This is a genomic window from Streptomyces sp. NPDC020917, assembly GCF_044333795.1.
Classification (GTDB): domain Bacteria; phylum Actinomycetota; class Actinomycetes; order Streptomycetales; family Streptomycetaceae; genus Actinacidiphila.
The window spans coordinates 35505-60198 of the sequence record NZ_JBIRRR010000004.1 but is presented as its reverse complement, the minus strand read 5'-3'; the positions used below and the strand labels follow the sequence as shown (position 1 = coordinate 60198).

The 24694-nt window shown below is 73.2% G+C and carries 19 protein-coding genes; 10 read left to right on the top strand and 9 right to left on the bottom strand.

Annotated elements, in window-relative coordinates:
* Nucleotides 1-35 precede the first annotated feature (35 nt).
* A complete protein-coding gene (locus ACH4TG_RS10220) occupies nucleotides 36-884 on the bottom strand; it encodes an SDR family NAD(P)-dependent oxidoreductase (protein ID WP_398241738.1) in 849 nt (282 codons plus the stop codon).
* A 326-nt stretch (nucleotides 885-1210) separates the two neighbouring features.
* On the opposite strand from ACH4TG_RS10220, the gene ACH4TG_RS10215 reads away from it, so the two are divergent.
* Complete coding sequence (locus ACH4TG_RS10215; protein WP_398241737.1) at nucleotides 1211-2557, top strand: NlpC/P60 family protein; 1347 nt, start codon at nucleotides 1211-1213, stop codon at nucleotides 2555-2557.
* 10 nt (nucleotides 2558-2567) lie between these two features.
* On the opposite strand, the gene ACH4TG_RS10210 is transcribed toward ACH4TG_RS10215, so the two are convergent.
* The 5 genes from ACH4TG_RS10210 to ACH4TG_RS10190 all read right to left on the bottom strand — a co-directional run bounded on the left by ACH4TG_RS10210 (nucleotide 2568) and on the right by ACH4TG_RS10190 (nucleotide 8672).
* Entirely contained in the window at nucleotides 2568-3833 is a 1266-nt protein-coding gene (locus tag ACH4TG_RS10210; RefSeq protein WP_398241736.1) for a styrene monooxygenase/indole monooxygenase family protein, read from the bottom strand.
* 70 nt (nucleotides 3834-3903) lie between these two features.
* Nucleotides 3904-4512, bottom strand: coding sequence for a GTP-binding protein (locus ACH4TG_RS10205; protein ID WP_398241735.1), 609 nt, complete (start codon nucleotides 4510-4512; stop codon nucleotides 3904-3906).
* Nucleotides 4493-4885 carry a DUF742 domain-containing protein gene (locus ACH4TG_RS10200; RefSeq protein ID WP_398241734.1) on the bottom strand — a complete coding sequence of 131 codons (393 nt, stop codon included), beginning with the start codon at nucleotides 4883-4885 and terminating at the stop codon, nucleotides 4493-4495. Before ACH4TG_RS10200 ends, ACH4TG_RS10205 begins: the two co-directional genes overlap by 20 nt.
* On the bottom strand, nucleotides 4885-5409 hold the full coding sequence (locus tag ACH4TG_RS10195) for a roadblock/LC7 domain-containing protein (RefSeq protein WP_398242118.1): 525 nt from the start codon (nucleotides 5407-5409) through the stop codon (nucleotides 4885-4887). Before ACH4TG_RS10195 ends, ACH4TG_RS10200 begins: the two co-directional genes overlap by 1 nt.
* 11 nt (nucleotides 5410-5420) lie before the next feature.
* Complete coding sequence (locus ACH4TG_RS10190) at nucleotides 5421-8672, bottom strand: nitrate- and nitrite sensing domain-containing protein (RefSeq protein WP_398241733.1); 3252 nt, start codon at nucleotides 8670-8672, stop codon at nucleotides 5421-5423.
* Nucleotides 8673-9132: 460 nt separating this feature from the next.
* Here ACH4TG_RS10190 and ACH4TG_RS10185 point away from each other — a divergent pair, with 460 nt between their 5' ends.
* Complete coding sequence (locus ACH4TG_RS10185) at nucleotides 9133-9921, top strand: hypothetical protein (protein ID WP_398241732.1); 789 nt, start codon at nucleotides 9133-9135, stop codon at nucleotides 9919-9921.
* 31 nt (nucleotides 9922-9952) lie between these two features.
* Here the strand turns inward: ACH4TG_RS10185 and ACH4TG_RS10180 are convergent, their stop codons facing one another.
* Nucleotides 9953-10420: a MarR family winged helix-turn-helix transcriptional regulator gene (locus tag ACH4TG_RS10180; protein ID WP_398241731.1), complete on the bottom strand. Its 468-nt coding sequence runs from the start codon at nucleotides 10418-10420 to the stop codon at nucleotides 9953-9955.
* 202 nt (nucleotides 10421-10622) lie between these two features.
* Between ACH4TG_RS10180 and ACH4TG_RS10175 the strand changes: the two genes are divergently transcribed.
* Nucleotides 10623-11480, top strand: coding sequence for a lysozyme (locus ACH4TG_RS10175; protein WP_398241730.1), 858 nt, complete (start codon nucleotides 10623-10625; stop codon nucleotides 11478-11480).
* Between the two features lie 95 nt (nucleotides 11481-11575).
* On the opposite strand, the gene lon is transcribed toward ACH4TG_RS10175, so the two are convergent.
* The gene (gene lon / locus ACH4TG_RS10170; RefSeq protein ID WP_398241729.1) at nucleotides 11576-13993 is read right to left on the bottom strand and encodes an endopeptidase La; all 2418 of its coding nucleotides are present in this window, start codon (nucleotides 13991-13993) and stop codon (nucleotides 11576-11578) included.
* Between the two features lie 236 nt (nucleotides 13994-14229).
* Here lon and ACH4TG_RS10165 point away from each other — a divergent pair, with 236 nt between their 5' ends.
* Nucleotides 14230-15045, top strand: coding sequence for a GNAT family N-acetyltransferase (locus ACH4TG_RS10165; protein WP_398241728.1), 816 nt, complete (start codon nucleotides 14230-14232; stop codon nucleotides 15043-15045).
* A 320-nt stretch (nucleotides 15046-15365) separates the two neighbouring features.
* Here the strand turns inward: ACH4TG_RS10165 and ACH4TG_RS10160 are convergent, their stop codons facing one another.
* Nucleotides 15366-16349 carry a class I SAM-dependent methyltransferase gene (locus ACH4TG_RS10160; protein ID WP_398241727.1) on the bottom strand — a complete coding sequence of 328 codons (984 nt, stop codon included), beginning with the start codon at nucleotides 16347-16349 and terminating at the stop codon, nucleotides 15366-15368.
* Nucleotides 16350-16498: 149 nt separating this feature from the next.
* Between ACH4TG_RS10160 and ACH4TG_RS10155 the strand changes: the two genes are divergently transcribed.
* The 6 genes from ACH4TG_RS10155 to ACH4TG_RS10130 all read left to right on the top strand — a co-directional run bounded on the left by ACH4TG_RS10155 (nucleotide 16499) and on the right by ACH4TG_RS10130 (nucleotide 24694).
* Nucleotides 16499-17236: a spermidine synthase gene (locus ACH4TG_RS10155; RefSeq protein ID WP_398241726.1), complete on the top strand. Its 738-nt coding sequence runs from the start codon at nucleotides 16499-16501 to the stop codon at nucleotides 17234-17236.
* Between the two features lie 128 nt (nucleotides 17237-17364).
* Entirely contained in the window at nucleotides 17365-18078 is a 714-nt protein-coding gene (locus ACH4TG_RS10150; RefSeq protein WP_398241725.1) for a response regulator transcription factor, read from the top strand.
* Nucleotides 18079-18131: 53 nt separating this feature from the next.
* Nucleotides 18132-19211 (top strand): ATP-binding protein, encoded by a 1080-nt coding sequence (locus ACH4TG_RS10145; RefSeq protein WP_398242117.1) that lies wholly within the window; start codon nucleotides 18132-18134, stop codon nucleotides 19209-19211.
* A gap of 236 nt (nucleotides 19212-19447) precedes the next feature.
* Nucleotides 19448-23365, top strand: coding sequence for a multifunctional oxoglutarate decarboxylase/oxoglutarate dehydrogenase thiamine pyrophosphate-binding subunit/dihydrolipoyllysine-residue succinyltransferase subunit (locus ACH4TG_RS10140; RefSeq protein WP_398241724.1), 3918 nt, complete (start codon nucleotides 19448-19450; stop codon nucleotides 23363-23365).
* A 138-nt stretch (nucleotides 23366-23503) separates the two neighbouring features.
* Nucleotides 23504-23683 (top strand): DUF6104 family protein, encoded by a 180-nt coding sequence (locus ACH4TG_RS10135; protein WP_398241723.1) that lies wholly within the window; start codon nucleotides 23504-23506, stop codon nucleotides 23681-23683.
* Nucleotides 23684-23839: 156 nt separating this feature from the next.
* Nucleotides 23840-24694: a DUF4097 family beta strand repeat-containing protein gene (locus tag ACH4TG_RS10130; protein ID WP_398241722.1), complete on the top strand. Its 855-nt coding sequence runs from the start codon at nucleotides 23840-23842 to the stop codon at nucleotides 24692-24694.

Below are 24694 nucleotides of genomic sequence, written 5' to 3'. Positions count from 1 at the left end.
CGGGTCCGGCGGGTCCGGGCCGACTCCGCCACGGCCTAGCGCAGGACCAGTCCGGCCGTCACGTTCATCACGGTCCCGGTCAGGCCGCTCGCCTGGTCCGAGGCCAGGAAGACGGCGGCGCCGGTCACGTCGGCCAGGGTGGGCGTGCGGTGCAGCGCGGACATGGAGGCGATGCCGGCCAGCGCGGCCTCCGGGTCGGGCGCGTTCGCGCCGGCGACCTTGGCCAGCTTCTCCTTGGTGAGGGTCTCGGCGACCCCGGCCGTCCAGATCCCGCACACCCGCACCCCGGCCGCGCCGGTCTCCGCGGCCAGGTAGCGCATGAAGGTCTCCACGGCTGCGTCGGCCGGTCCCGTGCTGCCCATGCCGGGCATCGCCCCGTGCGCGGAACCGGAGTTGAGGTGCAGGATCACCCCGGAGCCCTGCTCGCTCATCCGGCGGGCGGCGGCCCGCGCGGTCAGGAAGTTGCCGCGCAGACCGGCGTCGACGGCCCGCAGCAGGTCGTCGGGCGTCATCGCGAGCAGCGGCACGCCCTGGACGTCGCCGCGGGTGATGAGGTTGAAGGAGACGTCCACCCGGCCGGTCTCCTCGACGACCCGCGCGAGGTGGTCCTCGACGGCCTGCTCGTCCAGGGCGTCCAGCACGGTGGCGTCCGCCAGGCCGCCGACCGCGGTGATCGCCGCGGCCGCCTCCTCCAGGGGGCCGCGGGTGCGGCCGGCGAGGAAGACCCGGGCGCCCTGGCGGGCGAACTCCAGCCCGACCGCCGCCCCCAGGCTGCCGCCTCCGCCGTAGACCACCGCGGTCCGGCCGGCGAGCAGCCCGGCCTGGCCGGAACCCGAGGCAGCGGACGAGGCAGAAGTGGCAGAGGATGCGGAAGTGGTGTTCATTGGTGCCTCCGAGACTGGGTAGGAGGCCCGTGCGGGACACGGGCCGTCGCGCTTCTGACAGGTGAAACGCGGCAGCCGCGAAAAACTCATCGGTGCACCGGAGATTCGGTGAAACCGGGCGGGATCGCGGGAGCGCGAAGGACGGCAGGCGGCAGGCGGAGGACGGCGGGGACGACACGCCGACGGGACGCACACCCGGCGGGACGACTTCACTCACGGGGGTGAGGGACTTGGGCGGAATCACCCAACACCTCTGTCCAATATATGACTAACCATGACATCATCCTGAGCTTACGGCCGTTACTCGCCGGTAGAGAAGTGAGGGGATGTCAGTGACCCGTCCGACCAACGGGTGGACGAAGGCATGGGCCCAGGGGTGGAGCCGCCGGGGACGGCTCCGCTGCGCGGCGGTCTGCGGGGCCCTGCTCGCCGCCGCCGCGCTCTCGCTGCCCGCGGCGACCACCGCCGCCGCCGCGCGGCCGTACGACCCGGCGCCGCCGGGCGGCACGGACAACGCACCTGCCGCGCCGTCCTCGACGCCCACCGGGACCGCCGCGCCCGCGACGCCGGGCACGCCCACCGGTTCCGCCGCACCCGCCGCGGGCGATCCGTCCGCGCCCACGGCCACCTCCGCCGTCTCCCTGACGCAGCTGCTCTCCCAGCTGCAGTCCCTGTACCTGCGGGCGGAATCCGCCACCGAGTCGTACAACCAGGCCAAGCAACTCGCTGACCAGCAGCGGACGAAGGCCGAGACGATCGACCGGCAGCTCGCCGACCAGAAGGTCGCGGTCGCCGCGAGCCGCGACGAGATCGGGCTGATGGCCCGCCAGATGTACCAGGACGGCGGCGTGTCGCCGTACCTGTCGATGCTCACCGGCGAGACCCCGCAGGACTTCTTCGGCCGCAAGCACGTGCTGGACCGGGCCGCCGGGCACCAGCGCCAGGTGCTCGGCCGGCTGAACAGCGGCGTGACGCGGCTGAACGACCTCAACACCCAGGCGCAGCACGCCCTGGACCAGGCGCAGCGCGCGCAGGACACGCAGGCGGCGAAGAAGACCCAGGTCGAGAACGACCTGCACCAGGTCGAGGCGACGCTCGCCGGGCTGACCGGCGCGCAGATCAGCGAGCTGCAGACGCTGGAGCAGCGCGGCGCCGACCAGGCCCAGCAGGACTTCATGGACTCCAAGGCGCTGGGCGACGACCCGGGCCTGCGTGCGCCCTCCACGAACGGCGACCGGGCGATCGGCTACGCCTTCCAGCAGCTCGGCAAGCCGTACCAGTGGGGTGCGCAGGGCCCGGCCACCTTCGACTGCTCGGGCCTGACCTCGCAGGCGTGGGACCACGCCGGGGTGCCGATCCCGCGCACCAGCCAGCAGCAGTGGGCGAAGCTGCCGCACGTCCCGCTGGAACTCCTGCGCCCGGGCGACCTGGTGATCTACTTCTCCGGCGCCACCCATGTGGCCCTCTACATCGGCGACGGCCTGGTGATCCAGGCGCCCCGCCCCGGCGCCGTGGTCAAGGTCTCGCCGATCGCGGCCAATCCGATCCTCGGCGCCGTCCGCCCCGACCTCGGGAAGCTGCCCCTCCCCCACTACACCGCCCGCCGGATCCCGGCCACGGCCGAAGCCCCCACCCCGATCGCCCCGTCCGGGCAGCAGGCGACCGCGGAATGACCGCCGCGGGTCAGGCCTGGGCGGACGCCTTGAGGTAGGCGTCCGCCTCGGCCGGGTCGTAGAACCACCCGGCGAAGTCGGCGGGCTCGTCGAAGCCGTTGGCGATGCGGTCGGCCACCGCCGGGTGTGTCCCGCCCGCTTCGAGCAGCGCCATGACGTGGTCCTCCGGGGGCACCAGCACCGTGTTGGTCCACGTCGTCGCGGGCTCGGCCAGCGACCAGAAGGCGTCGAACGCGCCCTGCATCCAGGCCTCGTCGAACGGCCGCTCGGCGTGCTCCAGGATGCTCGCCAGGTACACCGCGGCGCACCTGGCGGCACTGTTCGACCCCTGCCCGGTGACCGGGTCATTGGCGACGACCACGTCGGCGACGCCCAGCACCAGCCCGCCGGTGGGGAGTTGGGCCACCGGCCGCCGCACGGTCGGTGCGAAGCGGCCGGTGAGCGTGGCGCCCGCGTCGGTCAACTCCACTCCGGTGGCCCGCTCGTACTCCCACGGCGTGAACCGGCGCATGGCGTCCAGGGTGAGCTTGAGTATCCGCGCCGGGTCCTTGACGCCCTCGAAGACGTCCAGCGGGCCGTCGGGCACGGCCTCCCAGAACAGGATGTCGCAGGGCCCGGTGGTGGTCAGCGCGGGGATCACCATCAACTCGCCCACGCCCGGCAGCAGATTGCAGCGCACGGCCGGCACGTCCGGGTGCTCTGGGCGCGGCCCGAGGCCGTTGACGTAGCTGACCGCCAGGGCGCGCTGCGGGGTGCCGTACGGCGACCGCGCCACGTCGCGGGGGAAGAGGGACACCACGTCGCCGCGCCCGGCGGCGACAAGCACCAGGTCGTACGCCTGGGAGAAGTAGTCGAGGTCGGACACCGACGCGCCGTGCACGACGACCTTCCCGCCGCGCTCGGCGAAGGTCTCCAGCCAGCCGGCCATCTTCACCCGCTGGTCGACGGACTGCGCCGTGTGCCGCAGCCGGCCCAGCCAGTCGATGGAGCGCGCGTACGGCGCCGCCCCGCCACCGGTGCCGCCGGGGCCGGGCGTCCCGACGGTGATGCCGAGGCCGTGGATGTCGGGGGCCTGCGCCTCCCAGAAGTTGAGCCCCAGGTCCCGCTCGTGCTGCAGCGCGGTCCCGAACATGCACTGGGTGGAGGTCACATGGCCGCCGCGTATCTCGTCCGACGTCCGGTTGCTCATGACGGTCACGTCGTACCCGTGGGCCTGGAGCCCCAAGGCGAGTTGGAGCCCGGCCTGGCCGGCTCCGACGATGAGGATCTTGCGCACGGCGGCTCGCTATCCGGAGGTACGTGAGGGCGGTGTGGAGTGGCCCCAACCTATCGCCCAACCACCGCCGCTACAGGGGTTGTTCACTCAACGCATGGGTCACGAGAGTGAGCATCGCCTCGATCACCGAGTGCCGCTTGCGGGCGTCGATGACCGTCACCGGGATGTGCGACGGCACCGCGAGCGCGTCCCGGACGTCGTCCGCCGAGTACTCCGCGGTGCCCTCGAACTGGTTGACCGCCACGGTGTAGGGCAGGCCGGTGCTCTCGAAGTAGTCCAGCGCGGGGAAGCAGTCGGCGAGCCGGCGGGTGTCGGCGAGCACGACCGCGCCGATCGCGCCGCGCACCAGGTCGTCCCACATGAACCAGAACCGCTGCTGGCCCGGCGTGCCGAACACGTAGAGGACCAGGTCGCTTTCGAGGGTGATGCGGCCGAAGTCCATGGCGACCGTGGTGGTCGTCTTGTCGGGGGTGGCTCCCAGGTCGTCCAGCGCCTCGCTGGCCTGCGTCATGACCGCCTCGGTGGTCAGCGGCGTGATCTCCGACACGGCGCCCACGAACGTGGTCTTGCCCACGCCGAAGCCGCCCGCGACGACGATCTTGGTGGAGACCGGCGCGGTCTCGCGCACGGTCTGCCACTCCTGCAGGCCCTCCTGCCGGTCAAAGCCTGCGAAGTCCACTGAGCACCCTTTCGAGCAGCGCGCGGTCAGGGCTCCCGGACCCGTGCCCGGTGCCGTACACGCGGATTCTCCCCTGGTCGGCCAGATCGCTGATCAGGACCCGGACGACACCGAGCGGCATCCGCAGCAGGGCGGAGATCTCGGCCACCGACCGCATCCTGCGGCACAGTTCGACGATCGCGCTCAGCTCCGGCATGACCCGCTCGGCCCAACCGCCCCTGGTCAGGGCAGGTGGTCGGTCCGAAGCGTCGATGGTAGCCACGAACGTCTCGACCAGCAGCACGTGCCCGTACCTGGTGCGGCCGCCGGTGAGCGCGTAGGGGCGGACCCGGGAGGTCCTGCGGTCGGCTCCGCGGTGGGGAAGAGCGGCCATCAGCGGCCACTCTCCATGGCCTGGCTCAGTTCACTGCGCAGCGCCGGAGTGAGCACATGGCCGGCCCGGCCCACGAACATCGCCATGTGGTAGGCCACGATGCTCATGTCGCAGTCGGCGGTGGCGTGCACGCCGAGCAGCGAGCCGTCGCTCACCGACATCACCAGGAGCATCCCCTCGTCCATGGCGACCGTGGTCTGCCGGACCCGGCCGCCGTCCATCAGCCGGGCGGCGCCGTCGGTCAGCGAGGCCAGGCCGGAGACGACGGCGGCCAGGTCCATCCGCGCCTCGGACGGCCGTGCGGCGGGCTCCCCCGCCGTGACGGGTCCCGGCTGCGAACTCAGCAGCAGCAGGCCGTCGGAGGAGACCACGGCGACCGAACGGACGCCCTGCACCTCGTCGATGAAGTTCTGCAGGAGCCACTGCAGGTTGCGGGCCTCCCGGCTGAGCCCGGTGGACCGCGGGTTCGGCTCGGGCGCCGGGGCCTGACCCGGGCGCGGGTCGAGTCCGGTGCCGATGTGCATGCGGACCGCGTTCAACGGGTCGCCTCCTCGGTTGCTGCTGGGCTTGCTACCACTTGACCCGGCTCCCCCGGGACTTGTGACGGACCGGACGCCGGTCCGGTCGTTCCGCCTGTCTCGCGCTCGGCGTCCCGGCGCCCGGCCTGCAGCCCCTGCTGCAGACCGCCCAGCCGCTGCCGCAGCCGGTCGGCGTCCACCGGCCCCCGCGCCACGCCTCCCACCGCCCTCTCGCCGCCACCTTCACCCGTCCCGCCCGACGTGCGGGTCCGCGGCACCCGTTGGGGCAGCCCCTTGGCCGTCACCCGCCCCCGAGCGGCGGGCCCGGCCGGGGCGGCCTGGGCATGCCCGGCCTCCGGCGCCACATCCTGCGTGCTGCCGGGAGCCGGAGCGGGACGCGCGGCACGCGCCACGTCCCGCGGACCGCCGGAAGCGTTCACGGCATCCTGCGCGCCTCCGCGGTCCTGCGCAACGTTGCGCGCTTCCTCGGACCCCGACGCCGGGCTCTGCGCGGCCGTTTGAGGCCGGGTCAGGTCGCGGACGGGAAGTGATCCCAACTCCGGTCCCTGCGTGCCCTCTTGGGGCCCTGAGGCGCCTTGACGGCCGCTTGGCCCCGATACCCGTCCCTGCGCGTCTTCGTGCACCTGTGAGGCGTCCGGGGCCCCCGCCGGGCGTCCCCTGCGGGACGGCAGCGGTGCGCGTCCATCCGCCGGGGCCGCGGCGGTTGCCGACTCCGCGGGTGCGGCGGTTGCCGGGTTCGCGGCCGAGCGGCGGGTGGGCAGGGGCGGCAGTCCGGCCGTGGATGCGGGCCGTGCGTCGGCACTCGGCGCGGGCGTTCCCGGTTCCGCCCCGGACCCGGCCCTCGCGTCGGCCGCAGGTGCAGATGCGGAGGGACGTCCGGGGCCGGCGAACGGCGCGGTCTCGGCGGACAGGCCGGGGCCACCGCCCGGTCCGGGCTGCGCGGCGGTGCCGAACGCGCCGCCCGCGCCCGGCCCGGCGAGCGGGCCGAAGTCACCGGTCGCCGCGGGATCGGAGAGCGGGCCGAAGTCGCCAGGTGCCGCCGGATCGGCGAGCAACTCGAAGTCGCCAGGTGCCGCGGATTCCGCGAGCAGGCCGAAGTCACCCGGCGCCGCGGGATCGGCGAGCCCGTCGAGGTCACCGGGTGCGGCGGCCCCGGCGGGCGCGCCGAACCCGACTCCCAGGCCCGGCTCGGAGAGCAGCCCGTACTCGTCGGACACCGCGGGGTGCGCGGGGCGGGCGCGCTCCGGGGCGGTGTCCGGGGTGCGCGGGGCGGGGATGCCCGGCAGCGGGAGGCCGGTCTCCGCGGAGGGCGCTGCGAAGGGGGCCGGCGTCACCGGGGTCACCGGCGGCGCCTGCGGGTCGAGTGAGGGCAGCAGCAACTGCGGCAGGACGACCACCGCGGCGGTCCCGCCCTGCGCGTGCGGCCGCAACTGCACGCGCACGCCGTGCCGGTGGGCCAGCCGCGCGACGACGTACAGGCCCATCCCGGAGGCCGCGCCGGGCGCCGCCGGGTCGGGATCGGCGAGCATCTCGTTGAGGTCGTCGAGGCGGCCGGCCGGGACCCCGATGCCGGTGTCCGACACCGAGAGCATCACCTCGCCGGTCTCCATCAGCCAGCCGGACAGCAGGATCTCGGCGGCCGGGTCGGAGAACGCCGTCGCGTTGTCGAGGAGTTCGGCGATCAGGTGGCTGACGTCGTCGGCCGCCCGCCCGGCCACCCCGGCGTCCGGGACGCTGTCGATCCGCACCCGCTCGTAGCGCTCGATCTCGGACACCGCGGCGCGGGCCACGTCGACCAGCGCGACCGGCCGCGCCGTCGCGCCGTGCGCGTGCTCGGTGCCGGTGAGGACCAGCAGGTTCTCGCTGTTGCGGCGCATCCGGGTGGCCAGGTGGTCCAGCTTGAACAGGCCCTCCAGCCGGTCCGGGTCCTGCTCCTGGTCCTCCATGCCCTCGATGAGGGTGAGTTGCCGCTCGACGAGGCCGAGGGTGCGCAGCGACAGGTTGACGAAGGTGATCTGCGCGGCGTTCTGCGCCGTCGCGGCGGTGAGCCGCCCGGCGAGTTCCTCGCGGCTGCGCAGCAGGTCCTCCTGGGTGCGCAGCAGGCCCTCGCGTTCGGCGGCGAGCGCGGTGCCGGCGTCGGCCGCCGCGGTCCGCGCGGCGGTGAGCTCCTGGGAGCGGGCGCGCAGCGCCTGCGCCTCGTGGGTCAGGGCGTTGACCCGGCGGGCGACGGCGGCGAACTCGTCGTTGCCGAGCACCTCCGCGCCCTCGCCGCTCTCCGCGTCGGAGCGCGACCAGCGGTGCAGCGCGGCCAGCGGCCGGGTGACGCTGCGGAAGAGGTTGACCAGCACGCCGACGAGCAGCAGCAGGCACAACAGGGCGAGCGCGATGCGCAGTTCGAGCACGGTGACCTGGTGCCCGCGGTGGCCCGCGGCGGAGTGCGCCTCGTCGGTGGCCGCGGACGCCTCGACGCTGCGCATCAGGCTCAGCCGCGCGGACAGCGCCGAGTTGACGCCCGGAGCGCCCAGCGCCCGTCCCGCGGGGGTCAGTTCGGTGCCGGCGAGCAGCACGGTCAGGTCGTGCTCCGCACGGTCGGCGTCGGGCCCGGTGACCGTCTGGTCGTAGCGGGCGCGCAGCGCGGCGGACGCGGTGGCGCGGAACTCGGCGACGGCGGCCCGCTCCTGGATCCTGGCGGCCTGGGCGGCGGTCACCAGCGTGCGCTGCGGGCCGCCCGCGGTGAGCGCGGAGACCAGCAGCGCGCGCTCGACGGAGGCCGCGTCCGCGGCCCGGCCCAGCGGCGCGGTGACCGGTCCGGTGACCTGTGCCAGCGCGTCGATCAGCGGCTGGTAGGCGGTGACGACGGCCTGGGCGCCGCCGTGGCCGGTCAGCGCCGTGCTGCGGACCGCGGGCAGCCCGGCGAGCGCGGTGCGCACGGCGGCGGGGGCGCCCGGGGTGACCTCGCCGGCCTGGCGGTCGGCGCGCTCGCGGTCGGCGGCGGCCAGGCCGGGGCCGTGCGCGGCGGGCCGGCCCGCCGCGGCGAACACCGCGAGGGTGTCCCGCTCGTCGGCGAGGGTCTGGGCGAGGACGGTGGCGCGGGTGGCGAGCCCGGCCGCATCGACGCGCCGGCGCGCGTCGGAGAGGTCACCCACGGCGAGGGCGATCCCGGGGGTCGCCGCCGCCAGCACGGTGGCGGCACACAGCAGCAGCGCGGCGAGCATGCGCGGTCTGGTCCGCTCGGTCTTCCTGCTCACTGCCTGCGCGGACGGCCTCGTACCTCCACCGGCCACTCCGCCAGCTCGGTCGTCAGCCCTGGGCCTGGCCCGCTGCTCGCGGCGCGGGTGACGTCGTTCACGCAATGTGGGTGCTCGCAATCACGTATCGCCCGGTCCCGGGGTTGCCGGTTGTCCCCCGGGAATATGCAGAAGTCCTTCCGACCCTTGCAGTCTTGACGGGAGGGGGGCCAGGCGTCCCTCCTGCGGACACTCGAACGAGTGAATCGCACTGGCAAGTTGACCGACAAGTCCGGTACGGAACGCCTGCTTCCGGGCAAGGTTGCCGTTGCTGGCGTCCCGCGCCGAGCTTTGGCAGGATGCCCGGCCGCATCCCGCCGCCGCGCGGTCCGGACCAATCCCCGTCAGACGCCGGCCCGGCACCCCCGGCGGCTGCGGCCCTGCTCAGCCCGGGTCGCGCCGGGTCCTGCACACTGGCCCCATGCGCATCGAGACGGCCAGCGAGCCCGGCACCAGGGACGTACCCAACGAGGACTTCGTGTCGGTGGCCCTTCCGGCGTCCGGCGCGGGCGGTGCACTGGTGCTGCTGGACGGCGTCACGCCGCCGCCGGACAACGGCGGTTGCGTCCACTCGGTGCCCTGGTTCACCGCCAGGCTCGGCGGGGCACTGCTCGAACTGTCCGTTTCACGGAGGGACATGACGCTTGCGGCCTGTCTGTCGGCGGCCATCTCCCGCACCGCTGACGCCCATCGCGAAACATGTGATCTTTCTCACCCACTCACCCCTCAGGCCACAGTGGTCACAGTGCGCTGGGACGACGCCTGGGTCGAGCACCTGGTGCTGTCCGACTCCGCGCTGCTGCTGGAGGCGCCCGACGGCACGCTGACGCCGGTCCTGGACGACCGGATCGAGCGGCTGCGGGCGGCCGGCGTGCGGGTCGCGCCGCTGCGCAACCTCGAAGGCGGCTTCTTCACCGCCGCGGCCGACCCGGCGGTGACCGCCCGCGCGGTCACCGGACGCACCCCGCGCGCGTCGGTGCGGGCCATGGCGGCGCTCACCGACGGCGCGGCGCGCGCCGTGGAGCGGTTCGGCGCGGACGACTGGCAGGGCACCTTCACGCTGCTGCGCAAGGCCGGCCCCGAGGCGCTGATCGCCCGCGTCCGGTCACTGGAGGACGCCGACCCCGCGGGCGACGAGTTCCCCCGCGGCAAGCCGTACGACGACGCGACGGCGGTGCTCGTCGAGCTGGAGCGCCAGGGCCAGAGCTGAACCCGGGGACGCGGCGCGGCGCCGGGCCGCCTCAGGGCTGGCTGTCGCCGAGCTGGAGGTCGTTGAGCCGGTGCAGCAGCCGCGCCAGTTCGGCGATCTCGGTGCGGTCCCAGGAGGCGAGTTGCTGGAGGTAGCGCTCGCGGCGGGCGGTGCGCACCCGGGAGAACCGCTCGCGGCCCTCGTCGGTGAGCCGCACCAGGAACGCCCGGCCGTCCGCCGGGTCGGGCTCGCGGGCGACCAGGCCGAGGTCCTCCAGCGCGCGCAACTGGCGGCTCATCGTGGCCTTGCCGACCCCGAAGTACGCCGCGAGGTCGGTGGCCCGCTCGGGCTCGGCCTCGGCGAGCCGGACCAGCAGCCCGTACGCGGACGACTCCAGCTCGGGATGGACGGCCCGCGCCAGTTCACCCGAGGCCGCGCGCGCCCGGCGCAGCAGCACGGTGATCTCCCGCTCCAGCGCGTCGGTGGTGCTGTCCCGCGCGGTGCCGGTCGCTTCGCTCACAGTGTTCCCGCTTTCAATGCAAGAAAGTTTTTTTCAGCCAGGGCGGTTCTCGCAGCACGTCAAGTATTTCGCAGGCGTAGACCAAAGGCGTTTTCAGGGGCTCTTTCCCGTCACTCCGGGCCACCCGTACCTTCGGACCTGTCATGGCCATTCCAAGGTCATGCCGAGTCACCCCCAGCGCCACCCCCACCCTGGAGGCAGCATGTCCCACGGAGGTCTCTCCGTCGTACACCGCACAGGCTCGGCCCGGACCAGAGTCGCACTGCTGGCCGGTCTCTTCATCGCCCTGCTCGCCCTGGTGATGGGCGCGCCCGGCACGGCGCACGCCGCCGGCAAGGGCCACGTGAGCCACCCCGAACTGGACTGGATGGGCTCCACCGTGCGGGCCCACGAGGGCTCCAGCTCGGCCGGGAACGTCGTCACCCCGATGGTGACGCAGACGGCCGGCATGGACGTCTCCGGCTACCAGGGCAACGTCGCGTGGTCGACGGCCTGGAGTAACGGCGCGCGGTTCGCCTACGTCAAGGCCACCGAGAGCACCACGTACACGAACCCGTACTTCGCGCAGCAGTACAACGGTTCGTACAACGTCGGCATGATCCGCGGCTCATACCACTTCGCGACCCCGGACACCTCAGGCGGCGCCACGCAGGCGGACTACTTCATCGCCCATGGCGGCGGCTGGTCGGCGGACGGCAAGACGCTGCCGGGCGCGCTCGACATCGAGTACAACCCCTACGGCGCGACCTGCTACGGCCTGAGCCAGGCGAGCATGGTCAGCTGGATCCACGCGTTCGCCAACGAGTACCACGCCAAGGAAGGCGTGTACCCGGTGATCTACTCGACCTACGACTGGTGGTCGACCTGCACCGGCAACAACAGCGGCTTCGCGACGACCAGCCCGTTCTGGATCGCCAAGTACGCGAGCAGCGCGGGGACCCTCCCGGCGGGTTACACGTACTACACGTTCTGGCAGCACGCGGACTCCGGCACCTTCCCCGGTGACCAGGACTACTTCAACGGGGACACGACCCGGCTGAAGGCCCTCGCCCTCGGCTGACGAAGTCCACCCACCCCACCGGGTGAACGCCACAGGGCGGGCCCTGACAGATGCAGGGCCCGCCCTGAGCGGTGCCGCTCACCGCGTGGTGGGCGTCAGGCGGCCAGCGGGACGGAGGGGGCCTCCGCCTCGGCGGGTTCGAGCGCCAGCTTGAGGACGTGGCGGACGTCGCTGACCGCGTGGACCTCGAGCACCTCGAGGACCTCGGCCGGGACGTCGTCCAGGTCCGGCTCGTTCCGCTTCGGGATCACCACCGTGGTGATCCCGGCCCGGTGCGCCGCCAGCAGCTTCTGCTTGACCCCGCCGATCGGCAGCACCCGGCCGGTCAGGGACACCTCGCCCGTCATCGCCACGTCGGTGCGGACCCGCCGCCCGGACAGCAGCGACGCCAGCGCCGTCGTCATGGTGACGCCCGCGCTCGGCCCGTCCTTCGGGACCGCCCCGGCGGGCACGTGCAGGTGCACGCCGCGGTCCTTCAGGTCGCCGACCGGCAGCTCCAGTTCGGCGCCGTGCGAGCGCAGGAAGGACAGCGCGATCCGCGCCGACTCCTTCATCACGTCGCCCAGTTGGCCGGTGAGCTGCAGGCCCGCGCCGCCGGTCTCCGGGTCGGCCAGCGACGCCTCGATGTAGAGCACGTCGCCGCCCGCGCCGGTGACCGCCAGGCCGGTGGCCACACCGGGCACCGCGGTCCGCCGCTCGTCCGGGTCCTGAGCGGACTCCGGGACGTGGTGCGGCCGGCCGATCAGGCCCCGCAGGTCGTCCGTGCCGACGCTGAACGGCAGCTCCTGGTCGCCCAGTTCGTGCCGTGCCGCGATCTTGCGCAGGATGCGGGCGATGGTCCGCTCCAGGGTGCGCACGCCGGCCTCCCGGGTGTACTCCCCGGCGAGCCTGCGCAGCGCGTCCTCGGACAGCGCGACCTCGTCCGTGCCCAGGCCGGCCCGCTCCAGCTGGCGCGGGAGCAGGTGGTCGCGGGCGATGACGACCTTCTCGTCCTCGGTGTAGCCGTCCAGCCTGACGAGCTCCATCCGGTCGAGCAGCGGCTCGGGGATGGCCTCCAGGACGTTGGCGGTGGCCAGGAACACCACGTCCGACAGGTCGAGTTCGACCTCCAGGTAGTGGTCGCGGAAGGTGTGGTTCTGCGCCGGGTCGAGGACCTCCAGCAGGGCGGCCGCCGGGTCGCCCCGGTAGTCCGAGCCGACCTTGTCGATCTCGTCGAGCAGCACCACCGGGTTCATCGACCCGGCCTCCTTGATGGCCCGGACGATCCGGCCGGGCAGCGCGCCCACGTACGTCCTGCGGTGGCCGCGGATCTCCGCCTCGTCGCGGACGCCGCCGAGCGCCACGCGGACGAACTTCCGGCCCATCGCGCGGGCCACGGACTCGCCCAGCGAGGTCTTGCCGACGCCGGGCGGGCCGACCAGGGCCAGCACCGCGCCGCCGCGCCGTCCGCCGACCACGCCGAGGCCGCGGTCGGCCCGGCGCTTGCGCACCGCCAGGTACTCGGTGATGCGCTCCTTGACGTCCTCCAGGCCGGCGTGGTCGGCGTCGAGCACCGCCCGCGCGCCGGACACGTCGTAGGTGTCCTGGGTCGTGGTGTTCCACGGCAGCTCCAGGACGGTGTCGAGCCAGGTGCGGATCCAGCTGCCCTCGGGCGAGGCGTCGGAGGACCGCTCCAGCTTCTCGACCTCCTTCAGCGCCGCCTCCCGGACGTTCTCCGGCAGGTCGGCGGCCTCGACGCGGGCGCGGTAGTCGTCGCTCTCGTTGTCCGGGTCGCCGTTCAGCTCGGCCAGTTCCTTGCGCACGGCCTCCAGCTGCTGCCGCAGCAGGAACTCCCGCTGCTGCTTCTCCATGCCTTCCTGGACGTCCTTGCGGATGGACTCCGCGACGTCCTGCTCGGCGAGGTGGTCGCGCAGCCACTGGGTGGCCAGCCGCAGGCGGGCCACCGGGTCGGCGGTCTCCAGCAGCTCGATGCGCTGCTCGGCGGTCAGGTACGGCGAGTATCCGGAGTTGTCGGCCAGCTGGCTCACGTCCTCGATCTGCTGGACGCGGTCCACGACCTGCCAGGCGCCGCGCTTGCGCAGCCAGCTGGTGGCCAGGGCCTTGTACTCCTTCATCAGCTCGGCGACGGTGCCGGGCGACTCGGCGGGCTCGGGCTCCTCGACCGAGGTGCCCTCGACCCACAGGGCCGCGCCGGGGCCGGTGGTGCCGGCGCCGATGCGGACGCGGGCGCGACCGCGGATGACCGCTCCGGGGTCGCCGTCGGACAGCCGGCCGACCTGCTCGACGGTGCCGAGCGTGCCGACCGCGGCGTACTTCCCGTCCACCCGCGGGACCAGGAGTACGCGGGGCTTCCCCGAATCGCTCCCGCGGTGGGCGGCCTGGGCCGCCTCCACCGCCGCGCGCACCTCGCCGTCGGTCAGGTCGAGGGGCACGACCATGCCCGGCAGGACGACTTCGTCGTCCAGGGGCAGGACGGGGAGCGTGAGAGTGGGGGTGCCGGGCTCAGAGGCCATGATCTCTCCCTAAGCAAGCAAATTGAGTACACCCGACTCAACCCATGCCCCCCGTCCGGTGTTCCCACCCCCTGTTCGCCCACAGCGATCGCCCCCTCGCGGCCCGCGCACGGCCCGCGTTTCCCGGCGGCCGGGGCGCCCGGGGCGCCGGGATAACCCCTTGCGGGGCCCCGTAGCGTGGGCCGGGTGACGCACGCGGGCCGACGGCCCGGCAGCCGAGGAACCGGGGGGACGCCATGACCGACACCGCAGCGCTGCTTGCGGCCTATGACGCACAACTGCGGGGAGCACCCGCCGTACTCCCGGCGGGCGTGGTCTGCGAGCAGGACGGGCCGCTGACCCGGATGGTGGGGCAGGTCCGCGGCTTCGTGCAGGCGCCCGCCGACCTCGGCCTGGAGGGCGCCGCGCTCGACGCCCTCATCGCCCGCCAGCGCGACTACTTCGCGGCCCGCGGCGAAGGCGTGGAGTGGAAGGTCCGCGGCCACGACCGCCCCGCCGCCCTCCCCGAGCGGCTGCACGCGGCCGGCTTCCGCCCCGAGGACCGGGAGACCGTGCTGATCGGCCGCGCCGACCGGCTGACCGGTGGGCCCGATCAGCACGCTCTCCCGCCCGGCATCACGATCCGCCGCACCTCGACCGACGCCGACTACACGGCGATCGCCGCGCTGCTGACCGACGTCTGGGACATGGACATGGCCTTCCTCGGCGAGGACCTGCGCAGCCGGGTGGCCACCGCGCCGGAGGACGTCGTGGTGTTCCTGGCCGAGGCGGAGGGCGTGCCGGTCTCGGCCGCCTGGATCGTGTTCCGGCCCGGCACCGACTTCGCCGGGCTGTGGGGCGGCTCCACCCTCGCCGCCTGGCGCGGGCGCGGCGTCTACCGCGCCCTGGTCGCCGCCCGGGCCCGCCTGGCCGCCGCCCGCGCGGTGCCGTACGTCCAGGTCGACGCCTCCGACGACAGCGCGCCCATCCTGCGCCGCCTCGGCTTCGAAGCGGTGACGACCACGACTCCCTACGTATGGACCCCGCCTGTTCCCCCGGGCACCCCCGCTTGACGGATCACCCCCCGCCCGATCCCTCGGGCACCCCGTCCTGACGGCCGATCCCCCCTCCAGCCGTTCGACGGCAACGCCCCCCAGCAGGGCAGGCGGTGCCCCGTAGGGGCGCGGGGTCCCCCAGTGCTGCGCCTGGGAGGTGCCCCCAGCGCGACCAGCCCCGCACCGGCCGTCCGACGGCAACGCCCCCTTGCGGGGCAGGAACGCGCCCCTGATGGTGGCCCCGCACCGTCAGGTGAACCCAAGCAAGGCCGCAGGCCAAAGGGTTGCCCCGCACCGCAAGGTGAACCCAGGCCGGGACGCAGTCCGGAGCGGAGGGGCTACCGGGTGGCGCGCAGAAAGGCCGAGGTGGCGACCCGGCCGATCAGCTCGAAGCGGCTGCCGCCGGCGCCCAAGTGGCGGTCGGCCGCCTCCTGGACGCCCAGCCAGCTCTCGTCGCCGTAGTCGTCGAGCACGACCACGCCGCCCGGCGCGGCGATCTCCTCGGCCCACTCCAGGTCGGCGGCGACGCCCTCCGCGGAGTGGTCGCCGTCGATCACGATGACGCCGTAGCGCCGGTCGGAGACCGCGGCGCGCACGTCCTCGTCGCCGGACAGGCCCTGCTGCACCCGGGCCTCCTCGCCGGCCCGGCCGCCGAGCGCCAGGTTGGCGCGGACCACGTCCATGCGCACCGGGGTGCCGGTCGGGTCGCCGCCCATCGTCGCACCGGGCTGCAACTGGCTGCCGGCCAGCGGGTCGACGATGGTCAGCCGCGGCTCCATGCCCGCGCGGTGCAGCATCCGCATCAACGTGGCGGCGAACAGCCCGTGCAGGGTGCCGATCTCCAGCACCTCGTTGTTGGGCGGGTCGAGCAGCGGGACGGTGGCGAGCTTGCCGCAGACGTTCTCGGTCGTCCCGGCCAGCCGGCCGACCGCCAGCGCCTCCAGGGCCACCACGTTGCGGAACGCCATGGTGACGTTGCGCCGGGCGAAGGCGGCGTCCTTGCCGGAGACCTCGGCGACCTGGGCCACCAGCGTGTCGATCTCGGCGGGCGTCGGGACGCGGTGGCCGCTGCGGCCGGTCCGCTCGAAGAGCAGTCCGACCGCGTACTGCCGTCCGCGCAGGTCCGCCACCTCGCGGCGCAGCGCCTCGAGTTCACCGCGCAGCGCCTCGCGGTCGCGCCTGGCGGAGTCCCGCTCGGCGCGGGCCGCCGAGTCGACGTCGCGCCGCAGCCGGGACACCGGCTTCTGGACGCGCGCGTCGACCAGGTCGGCGGCCGGGCGCAGGATGCGCCGGGCCAGGGGGTTCTTGAGAAGGGAGGACATGCCGCGGAACCTACGCCCGCCGCCACCATCCCTGAACGAGCTCCAGATGCCGGAATCGTGAACTCCTCGGGGGCATCGGATGGACATCCTGTGCACAGGCGGGCCCGCCTCCGCCGCGGACACCCCAAGGGGTCGGCAAAGATGGTCCCATGGCGCACCACGACCCCGCCGCGGCCCACACCGCGGATCCCGCCCCGGCACAGTTCCCCTCCGACGACGGCCCGGTGGTGCTGGACCGCCGCGACGGGCCCCACGGGGAGGTGGTGCTGCGGCGACACGCCGAACGCTACGAGATCATCGCCAACGGATGCTTCCTGATGGACACCTCCGACGGCCGCTCGGAGCGGCTGCTGATCGACGCGGCCCTGGACGCGCTGGACGCTCCCGGCGGTCCGCGCACCGGTCTGCGCCTGCTGATCGGCGGGCTCGGCGTCGGATTCTCGCTGGCCAGGGCGGCGGCGGAGCCGCGCTGGGGCGAGATCGCCGTGGTGGAACGGGAGGGCGCGGTGATCGACTGGCACCGCTCGGGACCGCTTGACGCGTACTCCGCACACGCGCTGGACGACCCCCGGGTACGGGTCGTCGAGGCCGATCTGGTGGGCTATGTACGGGACGCGGAGACCCGTTTTGACGCCCTCTGTCTGGACATCGACAACGGTCCCGACTGGACAGTAACCGAGAACAACGGCACTCTCTACAGTCCCAGCGGCCTTGTCGCATGCCGGGAGCGGCTCGAACCGGCCGGCGTGCTCGCCGTCTGGTCCGCGCAGCCCTCGGCCGGCTTCGAGGCAGCGCTGCGGGAAGCGGGGTTCACCGACGTGCGCACGCTTCAGGTGCCCGTCGCCCGCGGTGTGCCGGACGTGGTGCACATAGGCGTCAAGGCGTGAAGGCGTCATAGTCAACGCTTCGACCCGCCCCGTACGCTGCCCAGGGATCTCCCAGGTGGGCCGCGCTCGCTGATCCGTCCCGGGTCACCGGTGGGATCCGACAACTGAGACGACCTTGTGGGGCGGAAGTGGACAGCACGCAGACGGCCGGCGCTCAGCGCCGAGTGCTGGTCGTGGAGGACGACCAGACGATAACGCAGGCGATCGCCGCCAGGCTCCAGGCAGAGGGATTCCAGGTGAGGACCGCCGGCGACGGCCCCTCCGCGGTGGACACCGCCCACGCCTGGCAGCCCGACCTGCTGGTCCTCGACGTGATGCTGCCGGGGTACGACGGGCTGGAGGTCTGCCGCCGGGTGCAGGCGGACCGGCCGGTGCCGGTGCTCATGCTCACCGCCCGCGACGACGAGACCGACATGCTGGTCGGCCTGGGCGTCGGCGCCGACGACTACATGACCAAGCCGTTCTCCATGCGGGAGTTGGCGGCCCGGGTGCACGTGCTGCTGCGCCGGGTGGAGCGGGCGGCGGTCGCCGCGTCCAGCTCGCGCGGCGCCAGCATCCAGCTCGGCGACCTGGAGATCGACCACGCCCAGCGGCGGGTGCGGGTGCGCGGCTCCGACGTCCACCTGACGCCGACCGAGTTCGAGCTGCTGGTGTGCCTGGCCCAGCAGCCCCGCGCGGTGCTCTCCCGCGAGCAGCTGCTGGCCGAGGTGTGGGACTGGGCCGACGCGTCCGGCACCCGGACCGTCGACAGCCACGTCAAGGCGCTGCGGCGCAAGATCGGCGCCGAGCGGATCCGCACCGTGCACGGCGTCGGCTACGCACTGGAGAGCCCCGCGCCGTGATCGCCGCGGGGAGCGAGGCGCCGGCGGGCCGCGGCGCCCGGTCGGGACGCTGGCTGCGCCGGCAGCGGCGGCGGCTGTGGGCCGCGCTGCGCCCCTGGGACCCGTTCCGCTCGATCAAGGCCGCGCTGCAGGGCCTGGTGCTGCTGTCCGTGGGGATCACCACGCTGCTGGTGGTCGTCGCCATCCACTCGGCGACCGAGATCCGCGTGATCACCATCTTCTCGATCATCGCCTGCCTGCTGATCACCCAGATCATGGCCACCGGGCTGACCGCGCCGCTGCGCGAGATGACCGCGGTCGCGCGCGCCATGGTGGCCGGCGACTACAGCCGCCGGGTGACCCGGGTGCGCCGGGACGAGGTCGGCGAGCTGGCCGGCACCTTCAACCAGATGGCCGCCGACCTGGCCGCGGCCGACCGGCACCGCAAGGAACTCGTGGCGAATGTCTCACACGAGCTGAAAACGCCGATCGCGGCGCTGCGCGCGGTGCTGGAGAACGTGGTGGACGGGGTGTCCGCCGCCGACCCGGAGACCATGCGGCTGGCGCTGCAGCAGACCGAGCGGCTGGGCAAGCTGGTCAGCCAGCTGCTGGACCTGTCGCGGCTGGACAGCGGGGCGGTGCGGCTGGACGCCAAGCGGTTCGAGGTGTGGCCGTACCTGTCGGCGGTGCTGAAGACCGCGAGCCTGGGCATGGAGAGCTCCAAGGCCACCGGGTCGCGGTCCCGGCCGCGCGCCGACGTGCACCTGCACCTGGACGTGTCGCCGCCGGAGCTGGTCGCCTACGCCGACGGCGAGCGGCTGCACCAGGTGGTGGCGAACCTGGTGGACAACGCGGTCAAGCACAGCCCGCCCGGCGGCCGGGTCACGGTCAGGGCCCGCAGCGGGCCGCTGCCCGGCAGCCTGGACCTGGACGTGCGCGACGAGGGCCCCGGCATCCCCGAGGCCGACCGGAGCCGGGTCTTCGAGCGCTTCCACCGCGGCTCGCACCCCGGCGGCGACGGCGGCACCGGACTGGGCCTGGCGATCGCCCGCTGGGCGGTGGATCTCCACGGCGGCCGGATCGAGGTGGCTGAATCTCCACGGGGCTGCCGGATCCACGTCACCCTTCCGGGCGCACCCGTGGCCACCCGTTGACGCCCCGCCACCGTCCGCGGCGGGAGAGAGCGGGAAGTCAGGCCGGGCGGCCGCGTCCGGTGGCTGGAACAACCCTGAAGAGGGACCACTTTCCCGCCAGGAAAGGGCCGCAAACCCCGAATACGGTGTGACTTGCGCGACGACTGGGCCCCGGGCCTGCGGGAAGGGTCCCGGTAGGCGTAGCCTTTATTCCCGCTGTCCACCATCTTGTGAAGCGGAAGAGGGCGGTTCTCGCCGTGTCGCCACAGTCCCCCAATAGCTCGAGTGTCTCGACCGACCACGAAGGTCAGGGCGAGGGCCCTGCAGCGGGCTTCGGCCCGAACGAGTGGCTGGTCGATGAGATCTACCAGCAGTACCTCCAGGACCCGAACTCGGTAGACCGAGCCTGGTGGGACTTCTTTGCCGACTACAAGCCGGACGGCTCCGCCGCTCCGGCGGCCCCCGCGGGCCAGGGCGGGGCCTCCGGTGCCGCCGCCCGCGCGAAGGCGGAGCCCACCGCCGCCCCGGGCGTGCCCACCCCGCCGGCCGCAGGGTCGGATTCCGGCCAGTCCGCGCCGGCTGCCCCGGCTGCCCCGGCCGCCGCCGCGCCCGTCCCGGCGCCCGTCGCCCCGCCGGCTCCCGCCGCGCCCGCGGCCCCGGCTCCGGCCGCCCCGGCTCCGGCCGCCGCCGCGCCGGCCGCGCCCGCTCCGGTGACGCCGGCCGCGCCTGCTGCGCCCGCCGCGCCCGCCGCGCCCGCCGCCGTGAACGGTGCCGCCCCGGCCAAGGCCGCCAAGGCCGAGCAGCCCGCCGGCACCGAGTTCGTGACGCTGCGCGGCCCGGCCGCCGCGGTCGCCAAGAACATGAACGCCTCCCTGGAGCTGCCCACCGCCACGTCGGTGCGGGCCATCCCGGTGAAGCTGCTGTTCGACAACCGCATCGTCATCAACAACCACCTCAAGCGCGCCCGCGGCGGGAAGGTCTCCTTCACGCACCTGATCGGGTACGCGATGGTGCAGGCCCTCAAGGCCATGCCGTCGATGAACCACTCCTTCGCACAGAAGGACGGCAAGCCGACGCTGGTCAAGCCCGACCACGTGAACCTGGGCCTGGCCATCGACCTGGTGAAGCCCAACGGCGACCGCCAGCTGGTCGTCGCGGCCATCAAGAAGGCCGAGACGCTGAACTTCTTCGAGTTCTGGCAGGCCTACGAGGACATCGTCCGCCGCGCCCGCAGCGGCAAGCTGACGATGGACGACTTCACCGGCGTCACCGCCTCGCTGACCAACCCCGGCGGCCTGGGCACCGTGCACTCCGTGCCGCGGCTGATGCCCGGCCAGTCGATGATCCTCGGCGTCGGCTCGATGGACTACCCGGCCGAGTTCCAGGGCACCTCGCAGGACACCCTGAACCGCCTGGGCATCTCCAAGGTCATGACGCTGACCAGCACCTACGACCACCGGGTGATCCAGGGCGCCGCCTCCGGCGAGTTCCTGCGGATCATGAACCAGCTGCTGCTCGGCGAGAACGACTTCTTCGACGACATCTTCGCCGCGCTGCGCATCCCGTACGAGCCGGTCCGCTGGCGGACCGACATCGACACCGCGCACGAGGACGACGTCACCAAGGCCGCGCGGGTCTTCGAGCTGATCCACTCCTACCGGGTCCGCGGCCACGTGATGGCCGACACCGACCCGCTGGAGTACCGCCAGCGCAAGCACCCCGACCTGGACGTGCTGGAGCACGGCCTGACCCTGTGGGACCTGGAGCGCGAGTTCGCCGTCGGCGGCTTCGCCGGCAAGACGCTGATGAAGCTGCGCGACATCCTCGGCGTGCTGCGCGACTCGTACTGCCGCACCGTCGGCGTCGAGTACATGCACATCCAGGACCCCAAGCAGCGCAAGTGGATCCAGGACCGGATCGAGCGCCCGCACGCCAAGCCGGAGCGCGAGGAGCAGCTGCGCATCCTGCGCCGGCTGAACGCGGCCGAGGCGTTCGAGACCTTCCTGCAGACCAAGTACGTCGGCCAGAAGCGCTTCTCGCTGGAGGGCGGCGAGTCCGTCATCCCGCTGCTGGACGCGATCCTGGACGCGGCCGCCGAGTCGCGGCTGGACGAGGTCGTCATCGGCATGGCCCACCGCGGCCGGCTGAACGTGCTGGCCAACATCGTCGGCAAGTCGTACGCGCAGATCTTCCGCGAGTTCGAGGGCAACCTCGACCCGAAGTCGATGCACGGCTCCGGCGACGTGAAGTACCACCTGGGCGCCGAGGGCACCTTCACCGGGCTGGACGGCGAGCAGGTCAAGGTCTCGCTGGCCGCCAACCCCTCGCACCTGGAGACCGTCGACCCGGTCATCGAGGGCATCGCCCGCGCCCGGCAGGACGTCATCAACAAGGCCGGCACGGACTTCACGGTGCTGCCGGTGGCGCTGCACGGCGACGCGGCCTTCGCCGGCCAGGGCGTGGTGGCCGAGACGCTCAACATGTCGCAGCTGCGCGGCTACCGCACCGGCGGCACCGTGCACGTGGTCATCAACAACCAGGTCGGCTACACGGCGGCGCCCGAGGCGTCCCGCTCCTCGATGTACGCCACCGACGTGGCGCGCATGATCGAGGCGCCGATCATCCACGTCAACGGCGACGACCCGGAGGCCGTGGTCCGCGTGGGCCGGCTGGCCTTCGAGTTCCGCCAGGCGTTCAACAAGGACGTCGTCATCGACGTGATCTGCTACCGCCGCCGCGGCCACAACGAGGGCGACAACCCGCAGTTCACCAACCCGCTGATGTACAACCTGATCGACAAGAAGCGCTCGGTGCGCAAGCTCTACACCGAGTCGCTGATCGGCCGGGGCGACATCACGCTGGAAGAGGCCGAGCAGGCGCTGCAGGACTTCCAGGGCCAGCTGGAGAAGGTCTTCGCGGAGGTCCGCGAGGCGTCCGCCGCGCCGTCCCCCGCGGTGCCGGCGCTGGACCAGTCGGAGTTCCCGGTCACGGTGCCGACGGCGGTCTCCCCCGAGGTGATCAAGCGGATCGCCGAGTCGCAGGTCAACATCCCGGACAACATCACCGTGCACCCGCGGCTGATGCCGCAGCTGCAGCGCCGCGCGGCGTCGGTCAGCGACGGCACGATCGACTGGGGCATGGGCGAGACGCTCGCCATCGGCTCGCTGCTGATGGAGGGCACCACCGTCCGGCTGGCCGGCCAGGACTCCCGCCGCGGCACCTTCGGCCAGCGGCACGCGGTGCTGGTGGACCAGAACACCGGCGAGGAGTACACCCCGCTGCTGTACCTGTCCGAGGGCCAGGCGCGCTACAACGTCTACGACTCGCTGCTGAGCGAGTACGCGGCGATGGGCTTCGAGTACGGCTACTCGCTGGCCCGCCCGGACGCGCTGGTGATGTGGGAGGCCCAGTTCGGCGACTTCGTCAACGGCGCCTCCACGATCGTGGACGAGTACATCTCGGCGGCCGAGCAGAAGTGGGGCCAGACCTCCGGCGTCACGCTGCTGCTGCCGCACGGCTACGAGGGCCAGGGCCCGGACCACTCCTCGGCCCGCATCGAGCGGTTCCTGCAGCTGTGCGCGCAGAACAACATGACGGTGGCCTTCCCCACCACCCCGGCCAACTACTTCCACCTGCTGCGCTGGCAGGTGCACAACCCGCACCACAAGCCGCTGATCGTCTTCACCCCGAAGTCGATGCTCCGGCTCAAGGCGGCGGCGTCGAAGGCCGAGGACTTCACCAGCGGCCAGTTCCAGCCGGTGATCGGCGACACCACGGTGGACCCGGAGGCCGTGCGCAAGGTCGTCTTCTGCACCGGCAAGGTCTACTACGACCTGATCGCCGAGCGGGAGCGGCGGGGCGCCAACGACGTGGCCTTCCTGCGCATCGAGCGGCTGTACCCGCTGCCCGCGCTGGAGATCCAGGCCGCGGTGGCGCCGTACGCCAAGGCGCAGAAGTTCGTCTGGGCGCAGGAGGAGCCGGCCAACCAGGGTGCCTGGCCGTTCATCGCGCTCAACCTGATCGACCACCTGGACCTGCTGCTGGGCGCGGCCCCGGACAACGCGGACCGGCTGCGGCGGGTGTCCCGCCCGGCGTCGTCCTCGCCGGCCGTGGGCTCCGCCAAGCGGCACCAGGCCCAGCAGGAGCAGCTGGTGACGGAAGTCTTCGAGATCTGATCCGGCTTCCCGCCGCTCGCACCGGCACCCCGCCCGGGGCCCCGTACCGTCGCGGTACGGGGCCCCGGGCCGTACGGGCGCCCCGTCTCACCCCCATGTCCCCGTCCATCCCCCTATGACACCCCTCCGGAGCACACCGTGTACTTCACCGACCGCGGCATCGAGGAGCTGGCCGACCGGCGCGGCGAGGAGGAGGTCAGCCTCGAATGGCTCGCCGACCGGCTGCGCGAGTTCGTCGACCTCAACCCCGAGTTCGAGATCCCGGTGGAGCGGCTGGCCACCTGGCTGGCCCGGCTGGACGACGAGGACGAGGAGTGAGCGGCCGGCCCGTCGGGCGCCGCGGTGGGCGCGTCGGTGGGTGCGTCGGTGAGCGGCTCGACAGGCGGACGACCGCTTGACTTACGCGTCACGCGATATATCGTGTCTCCTTGGAGAACGCGATATGTTGCGTTCGCGAGCACCCGGAGGGGCAGTATGAGCGGCACGGCGGAGCGGACCGTCACCGGTCCCGAGACCTTCGTGTTCGACGAGACCGTGGACGCCCTCAACGTGAGGATCGTCAACGGCGCCGTCAACGTGGTCGGCACCGACTCGGGCCCGGCCCGGGTGGAGGTCACCGAGATCGAGGGCCCGCCGCTGAAGGTCCGGCTCAAGGGCTCGGAGCTCACCGTCACCTACGAGGACCTGCCGTGGAAGGGCCTGCTGAAGTGGCTCGACCGCAAGGGCTGGAAGCGGCATGCGGTGATCTCGCTGGCCGTCCCCGAGCACACCCGCGTCGAGGTGGGCGTGGTCGGCGCCAGTGCGGTGGTCTCCGGACTGTCCGGGTCCACCACCGTGCAGGGCGTCCACGGCGACAGCACCCTGGTCGGGCTCACCGGCCCGGTGCGGGCCAGCACGGTGTCCGGCAGCGTCGAGGCCCAGTCGCTCTCCGGTGAGCTGGTCTTCGGCACCGTCTCCGGCGACCTCACCGTGGTGGAGGGCAGCGGTCCCGAGGTCAAGGCCGACTCGGTGAGCGGCAACATGGTGCTGGACCTGGACCCCTCGGCCGGCGCGGACGTCCAGCTGACGACGGTCTCCGGCGAGATCGCCATCCGCATCCCCGAGCCGGGCGACGCCGACGTCGACGCCAGCACCACCAGCGGCCGCGTCTCCTGCGCCTTCGACGAACTCCAGGTGTCCGGCTGGGGCCCCAAGCGGATCAGCGGCCGGATCGGCCAGGGCAGCGCACGGCTGCGGGCCACCACCGTCTCCGGGGCGCTCGCCCTGCTGCGCAGGCCACCCCTGGAGGATCTCCCGGCCGACGGCCACTCGCTGCGGAAGGACGCCTGA

Coding starts and splice junctions, on each gene's coding strand:
- ACH4TG_RS10155 (WP_398241726.1), top strand. CDS start 16,499: ATGGCGCACCACGACCCCGCCGCGGCCCACACCGCGGATCCCGCCCCG.
- ACH4TG_RS10165 (WP_398241728.1), top strand. CDS start 14,230: ATGACCGACACCGCAGCGCTGCTTGCGGCCTATGACGCACAACTGCGG.
- ACH4TG_RS10185 (WP_398241732.1), top strand. CDS start 9,133: ATGCGCATCGAGACGGCCAGCGAGCCCGGCACCAGGGACGTACCCAAC.
- ACH4TG_RS10200 (WP_398241734.1), bottom strand. CDS start 4,885: ATGGCCGCTCTTCCCCACCGCGGAGCCGACCGCAGGACCTCCCGGGTC.
- ACH4TG_RS10195 (WP_398242118.1), bottom strand. CDS start 5,409: ATGCACATCGGCACCGGACTCGACCCGCGCCCGGGTCAGGCCCCGGCG.
- ACH4TG_RS10160 (WP_398241727.1), bottom strand. CDS start 16,349: ATGTCCTCCCTTCTCAAGAACCCCCTGGCCCGGCGCATCCTGCGCCCG.
- ACH4TG_RS10175 (WP_398241730.1), top strand. CDS start 10,623: ATGTCCCACGGAGGTCTCTCCGTCGTACACCGCACAGGCTCGGCCCGG.
- ACH4TG_RS10215 (WP_398241737.1), top strand. CDS start 1,211: ATGTCAGTGACCCGTCCGACCAACGGGTGGACGAAGGCATGGGCCCAG.
- ACH4TG_RS10130 (WP_398241722.1), top strand. CDS start 23,840: ATGAGCGGCACGGCGGAGCGGACCGTCACCGGTCCCGAGACCTTCGTG.
- ACH4TG_RS10220 (WP_398241738.1), bottom strand. CDS start 884: ATGAACACCACTTCCGCATCCTCTGCCACTTCTGCCTCGTCCGCTGCC.
- lon (WP_398241729.1), bottom strand. CDS start 13,993: ATGGCCTCTGAGCCCGGCACCCCCACTCTCACGCTCCCCGTCCTGCCC.